15 protein-coding genes are annotated in these 12479 nt (G+C 61.7%); 4 read left to right on the top strand and 11 right to left on the bottom strand.

Going from position 1 to position 12479, the window contains the following annotated elements; genetic code table 11:
• Positions 1 to 41 precede the first annotated feature (41 nt).
• Complete coding sequence (locus tag LOY56_RS15940) at positions 42 to 785, top strand: SDR family NAD(P)-dependent oxidoreductase (RefSeq protein ID WP_258622699.1); 744 nt, start codon at positions 42 to 44, stop codon at positions 783 to 785.
• Positions 786 to 1592: 807 nt separating this feature from the next.
• Here LOY56_RS15940 and LOY56_RS15935 read toward each other — a convergent pair.
• From LOY56_RS15935 to nirS, 11 genes are all read right to left on the bottom strand, one after another.
• On the bottom strand, positions 1593 to 3086 hold the full coding sequence (locus LOY56_RS15935) for a nitrite reductase (RefSeq protein ID WP_258615490.1): 1494 nt from the start codon (positions 3084 to 3086) through the stop codon (positions 1593 to 1595).
• The gene (cobA, locus tag LOY56_RS15930) at positions 3083 to 3922 is read right to left on the bottom strand and encodes a uroporphyrinogen-III C-methyltransferase (protein ID WP_258615486.1); all 840 of its coding nucleotides are present in this window, start codon (positions 3920 to 3922) and stop codon (positions 3083 to 3085) included. Before cobA ends, LOY56_RS15935 begins: the two co-directional genes overlap by 4 nt.
• A gap of 69 nt (positions 3923 to 3991) precedes the next feature.
• Positions 3992 to 5170 carry a heme d1 biosynthesis radical SAM protein NirJ gene (gene nirJ, locus LOY56_RS15925; RefSeq protein WP_258615480.1) on the bottom strand — a complete coding sequence of 393 codons (1179 nt, stop codon included), beginning with the start codon at positions 5168 to 5170 and terminating at the stop codon, positions 3992 to 3994.
• 26 nt (positions 5171 to 5196) lie between these two features.
• Positions 5197 to 5700 carry a nitrite reductase gene (locus LOY56_RS15920; RefSeq protein WP_258615479.1) on the bottom strand — a complete coding sequence of 168 codons (504 nt, stop codon included), beginning with the start codon at positions 5698 to 5700 and terminating at the stop codon, positions 5197 to 5199.
• Positions 5675 to 6118: an Lrp/AsnC family transcriptional regulator gene (locus LOY56_RS15915; RefSeq protein ID WP_258615477.1), complete on the bottom strand. Its 444-nt coding sequence runs from the start codon at positions 6116 to 6118 to the stop codon at positions 5675 to 5677. The genes LOY56_RS15920 and LOY56_RS15915 overlap by 26 nt, the downstream gene beginning before the upstream one ends.
• The gene (locus LOY56_RS15910) at positions 6111 to 6626 is read right to left on the bottom strand and encodes an AsnC family protein (protein ID WP_258615476.1); all 516 of its coding nucleotides are present in this window, start codon (positions 6624 to 6626) and stop codon (positions 6111 to 6113) included. Before LOY56_RS15910 ends, LOY56_RS15915 begins: the two co-directional genes overlap by 8 nt.
• A complete protein-coding gene (locus tag LOY56_RS15905) occupies positions 6623 to 7081 on the bottom strand; it encodes an Lrp/AsnC family transcriptional regulator (protein ID WP_258615475.1) in 459 nt (152 codons plus the stop codon). The genes LOY56_RS15910 and LOY56_RS15905 overlap by 4 nt, the downstream gene beginning before the upstream one ends.
• A gap of 1 nt (position 7082) precedes the next feature.
• Positions 7083 to 8261 carry a cytochrome D1 domain-containing protein gene (locus LOY56_RS15900; RefSeq protein ID WP_258615474.1) on the bottom strand — a complete coding sequence of 393 codons (1179 nt, stop codon included), beginning with the start codon at positions 8259 to 8261 and terminating at the stop codon, positions 7083 to 7085.
• Positions 8258 to 8584 carry a cytochrome c gene (locus LOY56_RS15895; RefSeq protein ID WP_258615473.1) on the bottom strand — a complete coding sequence of 109 codons (327 nt, stop codon included), beginning with the start codon at positions 8582 to 8584 and terminating at the stop codon, positions 8258 to 8260. Before LOY56_RS15895 ends, LOY56_RS15900 begins: the two co-directional genes overlap by 4 nt.
• 16 nt (positions 8585 to 8600) lie before the next feature.
• The gene (locus LOY56_RS15890; protein WP_052964437.1) at positions 8601 to 8915 is read right to left on the bottom strand and encodes a c-type cytochrome; all 315 of its coding nucleotides are present in this window, start codon (positions 8913 to 8915) and stop codon (positions 8601 to 8603) included.
• A gap of 24 nt (positions 8916 to 8939) precedes the next feature.
• Entirely contained in the window at positions 8940 to 10508 is a 1569-nt protein-coding gene (nirS, locus tag LOY56_RS15885; protein ID WP_258622698.1) for a nitrite reductase, read from the bottom strand.
• 313 nt (positions 10509 to 10821) lie between these two features.
• Here nirS and LOY56_RS15880 point away from each other — a divergent pair, with 313 nt between their 5' ends.
• Genes LOY56_RS15880 through LOY56_RS15870 form a run of 3 tightly spaced genes read left to right on the top strand, consistent with a single transcriptional unit; the run spans position 10822 to position 12453 of the window.
• Positions 10822 to 11613 carry a CbbQ/NirQ/NorQ/GpvN family protein gene (locus tag LOY56_RS15880; protein ID WP_258615469.1) on the top strand — a complete coding sequence of 264 codons (792 nt, stop codon included), beginning with the start codon at positions 10822 to 10824 and terminating at the stop codon, positions 11611 to 11613.
• Positions 11597 to 12184, top strand: a complete 588-nt coding sequence (locus LOY56_RS15875) for a cytochrome c oxidase subunit 3 (protein ID WP_258615466.1) — start codon at positions 11597 to 11599, stop codon at positions 12182 to 12184. The genes LOY56_RS15880 and LOY56_RS15875 overlap by 17 nt, the downstream gene beginning before the upstream one ends.
• Before the next feature lie 11 nt (positions 12185 to 12195).
• Positions 12196 to 12453 carry a cytochrome C oxidase subunit IV family protein gene (locus tag LOY56_RS15870; RefSeq protein ID WP_258615459.1) on the top strand — a complete coding sequence of 86 codons (258 nt, stop codon included), beginning with the start codon at positions 12196 to 12198 and terminating at the stop codon, positions 12451 to 12453.
• Positions 12454 to 12479: the final 26 nt, after the last annotated feature.

Here is a 12479-nt window from a genome sequence, read left to right as displayed (position 1 = left end):
CGTCCCCAGTGCTTGGCATTAACGATGCCCAGGAGAACATGATGCAAACCGAGTTTCAGGATCGTCTGGCGGTGATCACCGGTGCCAGCTCCGGGATTGGCCTGGCGTTGTGCGCCGCGCTGTTGCCGCGCGGGGTCAAGGTGCTGGCGATGTCACGTACTGTCGGTGATTTGCCGACCTTGCAACAGATTTACGGCGAACGGCTGCAATGGTGTGCCGGGGACGTCACGTGCGAGGAAGACTTGCAAGGGCTGGCCCGGCGGGCGGCGGCACTTGGGCGGGTGGATTATCTGGTGCCCAACGCGGGTATTGCCGAAATGGCCGACAGCCTGGACATGCCGGCCTTCCAGCGCCAATGGGCGGTCAACGGTGCCGGGGCGCTGAATACCTTGGCGGTGTTGCGCGGGGAGTTGGCGAATCCAGCTTCGGTGGTGTTTGTCGGTAGCTTCCTGACCGGTTCGAGCTTTCCCGGTCTGGCTGCCTGCATCGCCAGCAAGGCCGCGCTGGCGGCGCAGGCGCGCACATTGGCGGTGGAATTCGCGCGTTATGACGTGCGCATCAATCTGGTTTCCCCGGGGCCGACCGCGACCGCGATGTGGGACAACCTGGGGTTGAGCGATGGGGAACTCGATGACGTCGCTGATACCCTTGGCAAGCGTCTGCTGCCTGGTCATTTCCTTGATGCGTCGGCGGTGGCCAATGTGATTATTTTTCAACTGTCCCAAGGCGCCCGGGGTGTCTATGGGCAGGATTGGAAGGTTGATAACGGTTATACCTTGGGGTGATGGGTGAGCTCGGCGTACATATCCGTTTCTGCGGTAACGGCTGCTTAGGGTTCCGCCCTTACGGCGGGTCACTTTGGAAAAGCGCCAAAGTAACCAAAACGCTTTCGCCCCTGACGTACGGCCCTTCGCCTAGGCTCAGGGTACCCTCACTCCGGTCCTGCTCCGTGGGCCCGCCGCCATCGGCCATCCATGGCCGGGGGCGGCTACCGCGGCATCCTTGCCGCGGTACCCACTGCGCAGAACCTGCGTTCGGCCTTCCGACGGGGCAGGTCAAGATCAAAATCAAAAGCCAAAGCCAAAGCCAAAGCCAAAGCAAAGCAACAGGAGCCGTTCCCACACTGATCGTTCCCACACTCCGCGTGGGAATGCCGCCGGGGACGCTCCGCGTTCCGCTCCCGACGCAAGACTTGAGTCCTGCGCACTGGTGACGCGGAGCGTCACGGGATGCATTCCCACGCGGAGCGTGGGAACGATCAGGTGTACGCGCAGGTGTTGAGGAAGCAGGCCGGCCGGTAGGCCGCCTCGCGCGGCTTTTGCGGTGCACGCCCCCTCGAGAGGCCGAGAGGAGGTTCTGCGCAGTGGGCAACCCGGCATGGATGCCGGGTTAGCCGCCCCCGGCCATGGATGGCCGATGGCGGCGGGCCCACGAAGCAGGACCGGAGCGAGGGCATGGCGAGCCTTAGCGAGCCACCGAACGAAAGGGGCAAAAGCGCTTGGTTACTTGGCGCTTTTCCAAGTAACCCGCTGTAAGAGCGGAACCAATAGCAGCCGTTACCGCAGAAACGGATATACACCCAAACCCAAACCCTAATGCGAAGTCCCCTCCACAAACTCAATCTTGTTCCCCACGTTGTACTTACCCGACGGCTTGTTCATCGGCAGGCGCTTGATCTCCTTAAGCGTATTACTGTCATACACAATCAACGCGCCATCGCTGGCCCAGACGCTCAGCAACAAGTAGCGACCATCCCGAGTGAACTCAACATGGGCAGCCGTCTTGCCAGGCATCGGACGCAAGGTATGGGCTATTTCCAGAGTCTGCTTGTCAATCAGGTGGATCGCATCGTTATCAGGCCCGAAGAACACATCGGTCCAGGCATAACGCGAATTCACATGACTGCGCATAAAGAAGCCCGGCCCCAGGGTCGGAATTTCCTTGATCAGTGTCCAGGTCTTGAAGTCGATGACCGAGATCAGCCCCTTGCTGATGTTCGGCGTGGCGAACACCCACTCACCGTTGCGTTTCCAGTAGGTCCCGGACCCCAGGTGCGGCATGCCCGGCAGCGGTATGTTGGTGACCACCTTGCCACTGTCGAGGTCGATCACCTGGCCGCCCTTGGCCTTGCGCGATGTGGCCAGCAGTTGCTTGTAGTCCGGTGAAAAGGAAAAGTCGTCCAGCCTATCCTCGGCCTGGATCCGTCGTGGTTCAAAGTCCGGTGTGCCGGCGCTCGACAACTCCCAGACTTCCTTCACATCCTTGAGTGCCACGATGAAACTGTCCCGTGGCGGCGCGGTGTAGACCGCGCTGACCCGTGACGCGGTGCCGTCCTTGCCGATGGCCGGGATGGTTTTGACCAGCGACAGGTCACGGGCATCGAGCACCACCAGATTGCCCGGCAGATAGTTGCCCACCAGCACCCAGCGGCCATCCTTGCTCACCGCCAGGTTGCGGGTATTGAGCCCGGCGCGGACCTCGGCGATCAGCTTCAGGTTGTGCAAGTCGTACAGGCTGACCCAGCCATCGCGTGAGGCGACGTAGACGAAGCGTCCATCCGGTGAGAACTTTGGCCCGCCATGCACCGCAAAGTGCGAAGCAAACCGCGCCAGCACGTCGAAACGATCGCCGTCGAGGATGTTGATGTGGTGGTCGCCGGCTTCCACCACCACAAACAGATTCAGCGGATTGGCGCCATGCTGGGGCGTGTCGGGCAGTTTGCTGATATCGGCGAGAATGGAATGACTGCCGCGAATGTCGTCGTTACTCCAGGTGGGCGGGGTGGCGGGGGGGTGCTGAAGGTAGTCCACCAGTGCGTCGATCTGCGCGGGATTGAACACACTGGCATACCCGGCCATCTGACTCGCGGGGCGGCCGTTCTGAATGACGCTGCGGATTTCATCGGGTTTGATCCGGCTCAGACTCTCCGGCAGCAAGGCCGGCCCGGTACCGCCGAAACGGTTGGCGCCATGGCAGCTGTGGCAATGTTGTTGGTAGAGGTCGGCAGCCGCGTCGGAGGATGGAACCGTTGCGCCGGCCTGGGCCGCGCCGACCCATAACAAGGGGACAAGCAGCATGCGCCTCATATCGCCACCTTACTGGGGCGTTGCAACAGGGGAGCGGAGTAAAAGCGCGCTGGATATTCCTGCTGTTGGGTGGCGAACAGATCGACCACTGTGCCGATCACCGTCAGCGTCGGAATGCCCGGTGGACAATCCAGCGCCAAGGTCGGCAGCTGGTGCAGCCTGCCTCGCGCGACGTGCTGGTCGGGACGCGTGCCATTGCTGATCAGCGCCGCCGGTGTATCGGCGGCCATTCCGGCTTCGATCAAGCGCTGGGCGATCATTCCGAGGTTCGATAACCCCATGTAAAACACCAAGGTCTGGCTGCTGTCGGCGAGGCTGCTCCAGGGTAATTGCAACTCACCATCGCGCTGCAAATGCCCGGTAATGAAGCGGCAGGAGTTGACCAGGTCCCGGTGGGTCAGCGGAATGCCCGCATAAGCGCTGCACCCGGAAGCGGCGGTAATGCCCGGGACTACCTGGCAGTCAATGTCGCGTTGCAGCAGATACTCCAGCTCCTCAGCGCCACGGCCGAAGATGAACGGATCGCCACCCTTGAGCCGGACCACGCGCTGCCCCTGATCGGCGAGGTCGGCGAGCAGTTCGTTAATTTGTTCCTGGGGCAGGCTGTGGCAGCCGCTGGCCTTGCCGACGTAATGCCGGGCGCAGGTGAGAGGGATCAACGTCAGCAGCTCGGGACTGATCAGGCGGTCATAAACCACGGCGTCGGCCTGCATCAACAGGCTCCAGGCACGCAGGGTCAGCAGGCGTGGATCACCGGGGCCGGCGCCGACCAGGGCCACTTCGCCCGGTCTGAACGGGGACGCAAGTGCGGCCGGTAAAACAATCGATGGGTGCATGGGACGTCCTTGGTTCTTCATCAGGTGAGCCGGCCCCATCCTTTTCAGATGGCTCGCCAGGCGGGTGCTTCAGTGCATGACGCAAGGGATGGTCATTAAAGGCGGCATACCAATCTCTTCATCGCTGAGGTGGCAACCCGGGTCCTGGCCCCAGAGGTCGCCTTCGGCCCAGGCGCGGGTGCGGGTATTGCCGTTGCAGATGTTCAACCAGCGGCATTGGCCACAACGGCCACCGACGGCGCGCGGATGCACACGCAGCTGCTGCAACAAAGCGTCCGGCTGGTCCAGCCAGAGTGTGCGAAACGGCGTGTGCCGGACATTGCCCACCGAGTGCTGCCACCAATAGGTGTCGGGGTGCACTTCGCCGGTGTTGTCGATGTTGGCGATGCCGCTGCCCGAGGCGTTGCCGCCCCAGGCCCGGAGCATGTGTTCCAGACGCGGGTAATGTTCGGGTAGACGCAGGCCCACCCATTGCAGCAAGAGAATCGCGTCGGCATCGTTGTTGCCGCTGACAAAATCGCTGTCGCGGCCGTGCTCGATGTCTTCCCAGGCCCGTTCGAAGATCAGCGTCATCGCTTCGCGGCTCATCTGCTGCCGGGCGTCGAGCTTGCGGCTGCGTTTGCCGCGACCGCTGTAGTTGAGGTGCGACAGATAAAATTTTTGCACGTCGTACTCGCGCATCAGCGCCAGTAATTGGGGCAGTTGTTGATGGTTCTCTTGGGTCAGGGTGGTGCGCAGGCCGACGCGAATGCCTTGTTCACGACAGAGCCGGATCGCTCGCATGGAACTGGCGAAGCTGCCCTTGAGTTGGCGGAACGCATCGTGGGTGGCTTCCAGGCCATCGATGCTGATCCCTACATAGTCGAAATTCGCCGCGCGGATTTGCGTGATGTTCTGATCGTTGATCAGCGTGCCATTGGTGGACAACGCGACAAAGAAACCCTTGTCGCGGGCGTAGGCGCTGAGCACAAACAGGTCGTCGCGCAACAGCGGTTCACCGCCGGAAAGAATCAGTACCTTCACGCCAGCATCGTGCAGATCGTCGATCACGGTCAGCGCGGCGGGCGTATCCAGTTCGTCGCGAAAGACACTGTCGGCGGACGTGGCGTAGCAGTGTTTGCAGGTCAGGTTGCAGCGCCTGAGCAAATTCCAGATCACCACTGGCGGCCGGTTGCTGCCCGGTGGGCTGGTTCTGGGGGCAGGCGTCTGGCCGGTCAGGGCACGCAGGTATTGGCTGATCCTCAACATGCAAATCTCCTTGAACACGCGCGTGTTCAGCGTGGCGCTGGTGGTAGCCGCAAACCGGTTTTCTTCAGGATGCGACTGCTCACCAGCATCTCGTCGGCGGCGCAGGCGTCGCCCAGCAAGTAGCGCAGGTGTTCGCGGTAGCTGTCGATTTCCTCGCGGCTGCGGCCATGGACCATGGCGAACAGGTTGTAGCGCCACGCGGTTCGGCGCGGGCGTCGGTAGCAATGACTGACGTAGGGTTGCGCACCGATTAGCGCCCCGAGGCGCGGCATGTCGGTGTCGCGCACATCCCAGACCGTCATGCCGTTGTAGCGATAGCCCAGGCGATAGTGGTTGGGGACGGCGGCGATGCGCCGGATGGCGCCCTCGGCCTGCAAGCGCTTGAGCAAATCCAGGGTGGATTCGATGCTCAGCTCCAGCTGTTCGGCGAGCCAGGCCCACGGGTCGTCCAGCAATGGCAGGCCGGCCTGGGTCAACTCGATCAGACGCTGAGCCAGGGTGTCTTCAGACCGGGAAGTACAGACCGACATGGTACGTCTCCTCTTTGGGCAAGTTGAGCGGCGGCAGGCCGGTCAGGGCTTCGATGTGCTGCAGGGTTTCGACGATACCTTGCTCGGTCGGGCAGCCGAGCACAAACCACATGTTCCAGGCGTGTTCGCGTCGGTAGTTGTGCGCCACTTCAGGCAGGGCGTGCAGTTGCTCGGCGACCTCATCGAAACGCTCCTCCGGTACCGCCAGCGCCGCGAGGGTGAAGGCGCCGCCGAGGCGTTCGATATCGAACATCGGGCCGAAGCGCGTGAGCATGCCGTCTTCCAGCAAATCATGGAGGCGATCGAGCAATTCGGTGCTGCTGCTCTCCAGTTCGGCGGCCAGTGCCTGCCACGGGTGGCGCACCAGCGGCAGGCCCAGTTGCAGGCGGTTGATCAGCCGACGGTCGAGGTCATCCATGGGGGGTGGCGCCTGTTGGTGAGGGTGCAAAGCGTCCACCGCGTTGTTTGAAAAGCTGGGTGCTGAACAGCAGTTGATAGGGCAGATCACTCAGCAGATGCTCATCCAGCAACGCCTGGATCTGCGCCTCGACTTGCGCACGTTGACGTCCGTGAACCATGCAGAACAGGTTGTAGCGCCACTGCGGCAGGCGCCGCGGCCGTTGATAGCAGAGCGTAATGCCGGGCGCTTGCCCCAGGCGCTGGCCGACTTCGTCGATCAGCGCGTCCGGAACATCCAGCACCAGCATGGCGTTGGCGGTAAAACCCAGCGCACGATGGTTGAGCACCAGACCGACCCGGCGAAACAGCCCTTGCTCATGCCATTGGTGCATTTGTGCGAGCACCTGACTTTCGTCGGCATTTATCCGTTCGGCGAGGGCCTGATAGGGGCGCAATACCAGCGGCAACCCGCCTTCCAGATGCCGACGCAGCGCCAGTGCCTGTTTGGGATTCAACCCCGGCGTCATAGGCTTTCTCCCAGCGCAAACCCGAGGTCGATGCGGTAAGCAGTCAACATCGGCAGATCCAGCGGCATGAGGCCGGTGTCTTTCTCAAGTTCTTCGAGAACGCCTTCGATGTGTTGGCGATCAGGGCCGGTCAGCACAAACCACAGGTTGTAGAAATGCTCCCGTGCATAGTTATGGTTGACCTCGGGATATTGGCTGACGCGCTCGGCAACCTGTTGCAAGCGTTCGGCGGGCACGGCGAGGGCGGCGAGGGTGCTGGCCCCGGCGCGACTGTGTTCGAACACCGGGCCGATCCGTGAGAGGGTGCCGGCCTGATCCATTTCTTCCAGGCAAGCCATTACCTGGGCCACGGGACAACCGAGAATCCGCGCCATCTCCTGATAAGGTTCCGCGCACAGCGGCATGCCGTGCTGGAAGCGGTCGATCAGTTGGCGGCTGAGCAGGTCGAGGTTCATTTCAATAGCCCATTTTTTGCGCGCGACTGCTGAAGAAGATGCCGCTCGGCGCGGTGGCGGGAAGGGTGCTCAACGGCTTCAGGCTGTACGGGTCCCAGACCTGAACCTGATCGCCATCGCGTAACGACAACCACAACTGGTCGCCACGCGCGGTGAATTCCATGTGCAGCACCGCTGGCCCTGGCCGCAGATCGGCGACCACGGCATGGGTTTCGCTGTCGATGACCTGAACCCGATCGTTGTCCGGGTAGGCGAAATTGACCCACAGCTGCCGACCGTCCGGGCGCGACGTGACGAACACCGGTTGGCCGGCCACCGGGATGGCAGCGGTCTGCTTCCACGTGCGCGAATCCATCACCAGCACCTGATGACGGCCGACGGCGGGCACGAAGGCTTGATTGTCGGCAACGGCCCAACCCTCAAGGTGCGGCATTTTGTAGACAGGCAATTTCGCCTGGCCGCGTCCGTAATCACCGAGCACCCGCTGCACCCCGCGTTCCGGATGCCAGAGGTCGAGTTGCGCCATGCCGTCTTCGCCGAACAGTCCCGCCATGTAATAGCGACCGTCCGGGGTAATCAGCGCGTCGTAGGGTTGCTGGCCGATGTCGGTGAAACGGCTGATTTGCGGTGTGTTGCCCTGACTGAAATCGGCGGTCCAGATCTCGCCGGTATCGAACAGGCTGAACACAAAACGTTGACCGGGCGCATCGACCAGGCCGACCACCCGTGAGCGCTTGCTGCCATCGGCCAGGGGCGTGGCCGGTATATCGGCCACCAACTGCAGGGTTTCGGCATCGAACACCTTGACCCCGCCGGGCACGTAGTTGGACACGGCGATGAGCTTGCCGTCCTGACTGATCGCACCGCCGATGCTGTTACCGCCCTGTATCACCCGTTGATCGATGCGTTGGGTCAGCAGGTCGATTTTGCTCAGCCCGCCGTCGCGACCGAATACATAGGCATAACGCTGGTCGCGGGAAAACACCACCGAGGCATGGGACAGATCGCCCAAACCCTCGAGTCGGGCCAGTGCCGTGCGGGTGTCGCTTTCAATGATTTGCACGCTGCCGGTGGCGCGCTCCACCACCACCCCCAGATCGCCGGTGCCACGCAACGGTGGCTGAACACACGCGGACAACAACAGCCCGGTCGCCGCTAAAAGCAGGGTTGAACGGATCATGGTGCGGGATATCCCTGGAGAAGAAGATCGACCAGCCAACGGATGTCGTCCGGGCTGAGCAGCGGGGCCCAACCGGGCATCGCGGTGCCGGGCCGGCCTTGGGTGACGGTGGCTATCAGGCTGTCCCTGGATTTGCCCGCCAGCGTTGCGCGGGTCAGGTCGGGACCCAGCCCGCCGGTCATGTGCAGCCCATGGCAGGCGCCGCAGTCCTGGGCCAGCAGGTGTTCAAGTTGGGCCTGACGCTTGGCGTCAGGCGCCGCAACCGAGGTCGCGCAAAAGAGGAGGAGGGCCGCCAGAATCGCAGCGTGTCGATAAACCTTCATGACGCCCTCCAGTTGGCTATTTGAGACTCAGGACCCAGGTTGCAAGTGTCTTCGCTTCTTCATCCGTCACCGGGTTGGCCGGCATGGGCATCGGGCCCCAGTTGCCTTGCGTACCGTTCTTGATGTGGCTGGCCAGGGTATCCACGGCCCCGGCCACGCCAGCGTTCTTGGCCGCGACATCCTTGAGCGCCGGGCCGACCAGCTTGGTGTCGATGGAATGGCAGGCGGCGCAGGGTTTGCTCTTGAACAGCTCCTGGCCGTCTTGGGCCATGGCCGGCTGCACACTCAGCGCAGCGGTCAGGGCGAACAGTGAAAACAGAATATTTTTCATGGGGATTCCTTGCATTGATGGAGCTCAATAGATGTCGTGTTGGGTGTTGTAGACGTTGAATTTTCCGGTGGGTGTGATCAGTCGTTTGTCCTTTATGACTGATTTGAGCTTCAGCGTTTTGTCGTCGATCACTACCAGCGCCGATTCCTCTGATTGACCGCTCCACACGGAGAACCAGACTTCATCGCCGGCCTTGTTGTATTCCGGCTGCACCACCCGCATCGCGCCTTGCTTGATGCCGGCGTACTCGGCGATGGGCAGCACGGTGTAGCCGGCGTCGAGTTTGTCGATGTTGAACACTGCTACCGACTGGCTCAGCTTGGCGTCCGGGTTGAGGGTGGTGTCGACATACAAGTGACGGGAGTCAGGGTGGGTTTTGATAAACAGCGATCCGCCGCCCTGGCCCTTGAGTGAGGCGACCTGTTTCCAAGCGTATTGCGGGTGTTTGACCGGGTCGGTGCCGATCAGGGAAATGCCGTCATCACCCAGATGGCTGGTGGCCCAGACCGGGCCGTAGGTCGGGTGGTTGAAGTTGGCGCCGCGACCGGGGTGAGGGGTTTTGCCGACCTCCACCAACGCGGTCAACTTGCGATCTTTGGAGTCGATCACAGCAATTTTGTTGGAGTTGTTGGCGGCGGTCATGAAGTAACGGTGCGTGCTGTCCCAACCGCCGTCATGCAGGAAAGGCGCGGCATCGATGGAGGTGATGGTGAGGTTTTTGATGTCCTGATAATTGACCAGCATGACCTTGCCGGTTTCCTTGACGTTGACGATGAACTCCGGCCATTCATGGGAGGCGATGATCGCCGCGACCCGGGGTTCCGGGTGGTATTCCTGCTTGTCGACGGTCATGCCGCGGGTCGAGACGATCTGTTTGGGTTCCAGGGTTTCGCCATCCATGATGGTGAATTGCGGTGGCCAATAGGAGCCGGCGACGGTGTATTTGTCTTCGTAGCCCTTGAACTTGGAGGTCTCCACCGAGCGCGCCTCAATGCCCACTTTGACTTCGGCGACCTTGGTCGGCTCCACGGGCCACAGGTCAATCATGTCGATCCGCGCGTCTCGACCAATCACCAGCAGGTAGCGACCGGAGGCGGAGATCCGCGAGATGTGCACCGCATAACCGGTCTCGATCAGCTTGACGATTTTCTTGCTGTCACCGTCGATCAAGGCAATCTTGCCGTCATCGCGCAATGTCACCGAAAACAGGTTCGGCAGGTTGAGTTTGCTCAGTTGCTTCTTCGGACGGTCCTCAGGCTTGACCAGCACTTTCCAGGTTTTCAGCGTCTCGGCCATGCCCCATTCAGGCGGCGTCGGCGGCGCGTGCTGAATGAACTTGGCCATTGACGTGATCTGATCCTTGGTCAGCGCATTCGACGTTCCCCAGTTCGGCATGCCCGCCGGTGAACCGTAGGTAATCAACGCCTCCAGAAACGGTTGGCCACGGGACTGGGTGATGTCCGGTGTCAGTGGTTTGCCGGTGGCGCCTTTGCGCAGAACGCCGTGACAGCCGGCGCAACGCTGAAAGTAAATTTCCTTGGACGCGTCGAACTCGGCTTGGCTCATGTCGGGAGCGCCAGCGGTTTTGACCATGGGTGGTGGGGTGGCAGGCTCGTCGGCCCGGGCCGCATGAGTCACCGCAAGGGCCAGCGCCGAACACAATGTGGCGACAGTCAGAGCAAACGTTTTTCTATTGCTGATCAGCATTCCATTTCTCCTCAGGCAAGACCTTTGCGATGTGCTGAAACGGCAGCGCAGAACGCAGGTTCTTAGTGCCGTGCAAGGCTATGCCCGAGCAGGCCAATGCTTGCTTGACCGGGATCAAGTTTGCCGGCCATGTCACTTGCCAGGTTGTCGCAGGGGCCCGTAGCGTGTGACTTGAATCCGCTTTTGGAACAGACAGCCCATGGACCGAATCCAGTCTTGTGAACCCTTCTATCAACCGCTCAATAATGAGGAGGCACTGTTCGAGCAAGCCTGGCGACACGGCATGCCGGTGCTGATCAAAGGCCCGACGGGGTGCGGCAAGACCCGCTTTGTCCAGCACATGGCCCATCGGCTGAAACTGCCGCTGTACACCGTGGCTTGCCATGACGATCTGAGCGCCGCCGACCTGATTGGCCGCCATCTGATCGGTGCCCAGGGCACCTGGTGGCAGGATGGGCCATTGACCCGCGCGGTACGTGAAGGTGGTATTTGCTATCTGGACGAAGTGGTCGAGGCGCGGCAGGACACCGTGGTCGTACTGCATCCACTGGCCGACGATCGTCGCGAGTTGTTCCTGGAACGCACCGGCGAAGTGCTGCAGGCGCCGCCATCATTCATGCTGGTGGTGTCGTACAACCCCGGCTACCAGAACCTGCTCAAAGGCATGAAACCCAGCACCCGCCAACGCTTCGTGGCGATGCGTTTCGGTTATCCGCCGGCGGCCGATGAAGAGCGCATTGTCGCCCGGGAAGCTCAGGTGGACAGCACGCTGGCGGCGCAAGTGGTCAGGCTGGGGCAGGCCCTGCGAAGGCTGGATCAACATGATCTTGAGGAAGTCGCCTCGACGCGGCTGCTGATTTTTACCGCGCGAATGATCCGCTCCGGTATGAGCCCGCGTGAAGCGTGCATGGCCTGCCTGGCCGAGCCGCTGAGCGATGATCCGTTGACGGTTGCGGCGCTGATGGGCGTGGTTGATGTCCACTTCGGCTGAGTCCAGACGCGTTGCACCGGGTCACTTGCCGGGTGATCTGGCCATGTGGTTTTTCATTCTGGCCGAGCTGTCGGTGTTCGCCATCCTGATTCTGGCGTTCGCCGTGACCCAGGCACTCAAGCCGCAGCTGTTCGGCGAAAGCCGAATGTTGCTCAACACCTCTACCGGCCTGGCGATGACCCTGAGCCTGCTCACCGCCGGGCTGTTCGCCGCATTGGCCCAGGAGCAAGTCAAGCGCTCCCGGTCTCGCCACGGCGCTGTCTACCTGCTGGCAGCGTTGCTTGCCGCCAGTGTCTACGTGGTGTTGAAGGTCACGGAATACCGACACTTGCTGGCCTCGGGGCTGGGCATGGAGCACAACACGTTTTTCACCCTCTACTGGATCCTCACCGGTTTTCATTTTCTCCATGTACTGCTCGGCATGGTCATTCTCGGATGGCTGGCCGAGCGTTGCCGTCGTGGCCTGTACAACGCCGCCAACCGAAGCGGGCTTGAATCGGGTGTGCTGTATTGGCACATGGTCGATCTGATCTGGGTCGTGCTGTTTCCGCTGGTCTACGTTCTGAATTGACGGAGGTTCTGATGTCGGCTTCCAGGTTTTTGCTGGTCTGCTGGGCAGCGCTGGCCACGTTAAGCGTGTGCACGGTGCTGCTGGCACAGATGGGCGCGACGTGGCTGCTGTCGGTGGCCATTTTGCTGGTGGCGGTCGGCAAGGCCTGGTTGATTGCCGATGGCTTCATGGAAATGCGCCATGCCCCGCGATTGTGGCGCGGGTTGATGGTGAGCTGGGCGTTGGTGTTGGCAGTCGTTGTGGGGCTGACGCTGGTGTTGGTCGGCTAGCCAACCTGTGGCGAGGGAGCTTGCTC

This window comes from Pseudomonas sp. B21-048 (assembly GCF_024748615.1).
Taxonomy (GTDB): Bacteria; Pseudomonadota; Gammaproteobacteria; order Pseudomonadales; family Pseudomonadaceae; genus Aquipseudomonas.
The sequence above is the reverse complement of the archived record's forward strand: the minus strand, read 5'-3'. Positions and strand labels throughout refer to the sequence as shown.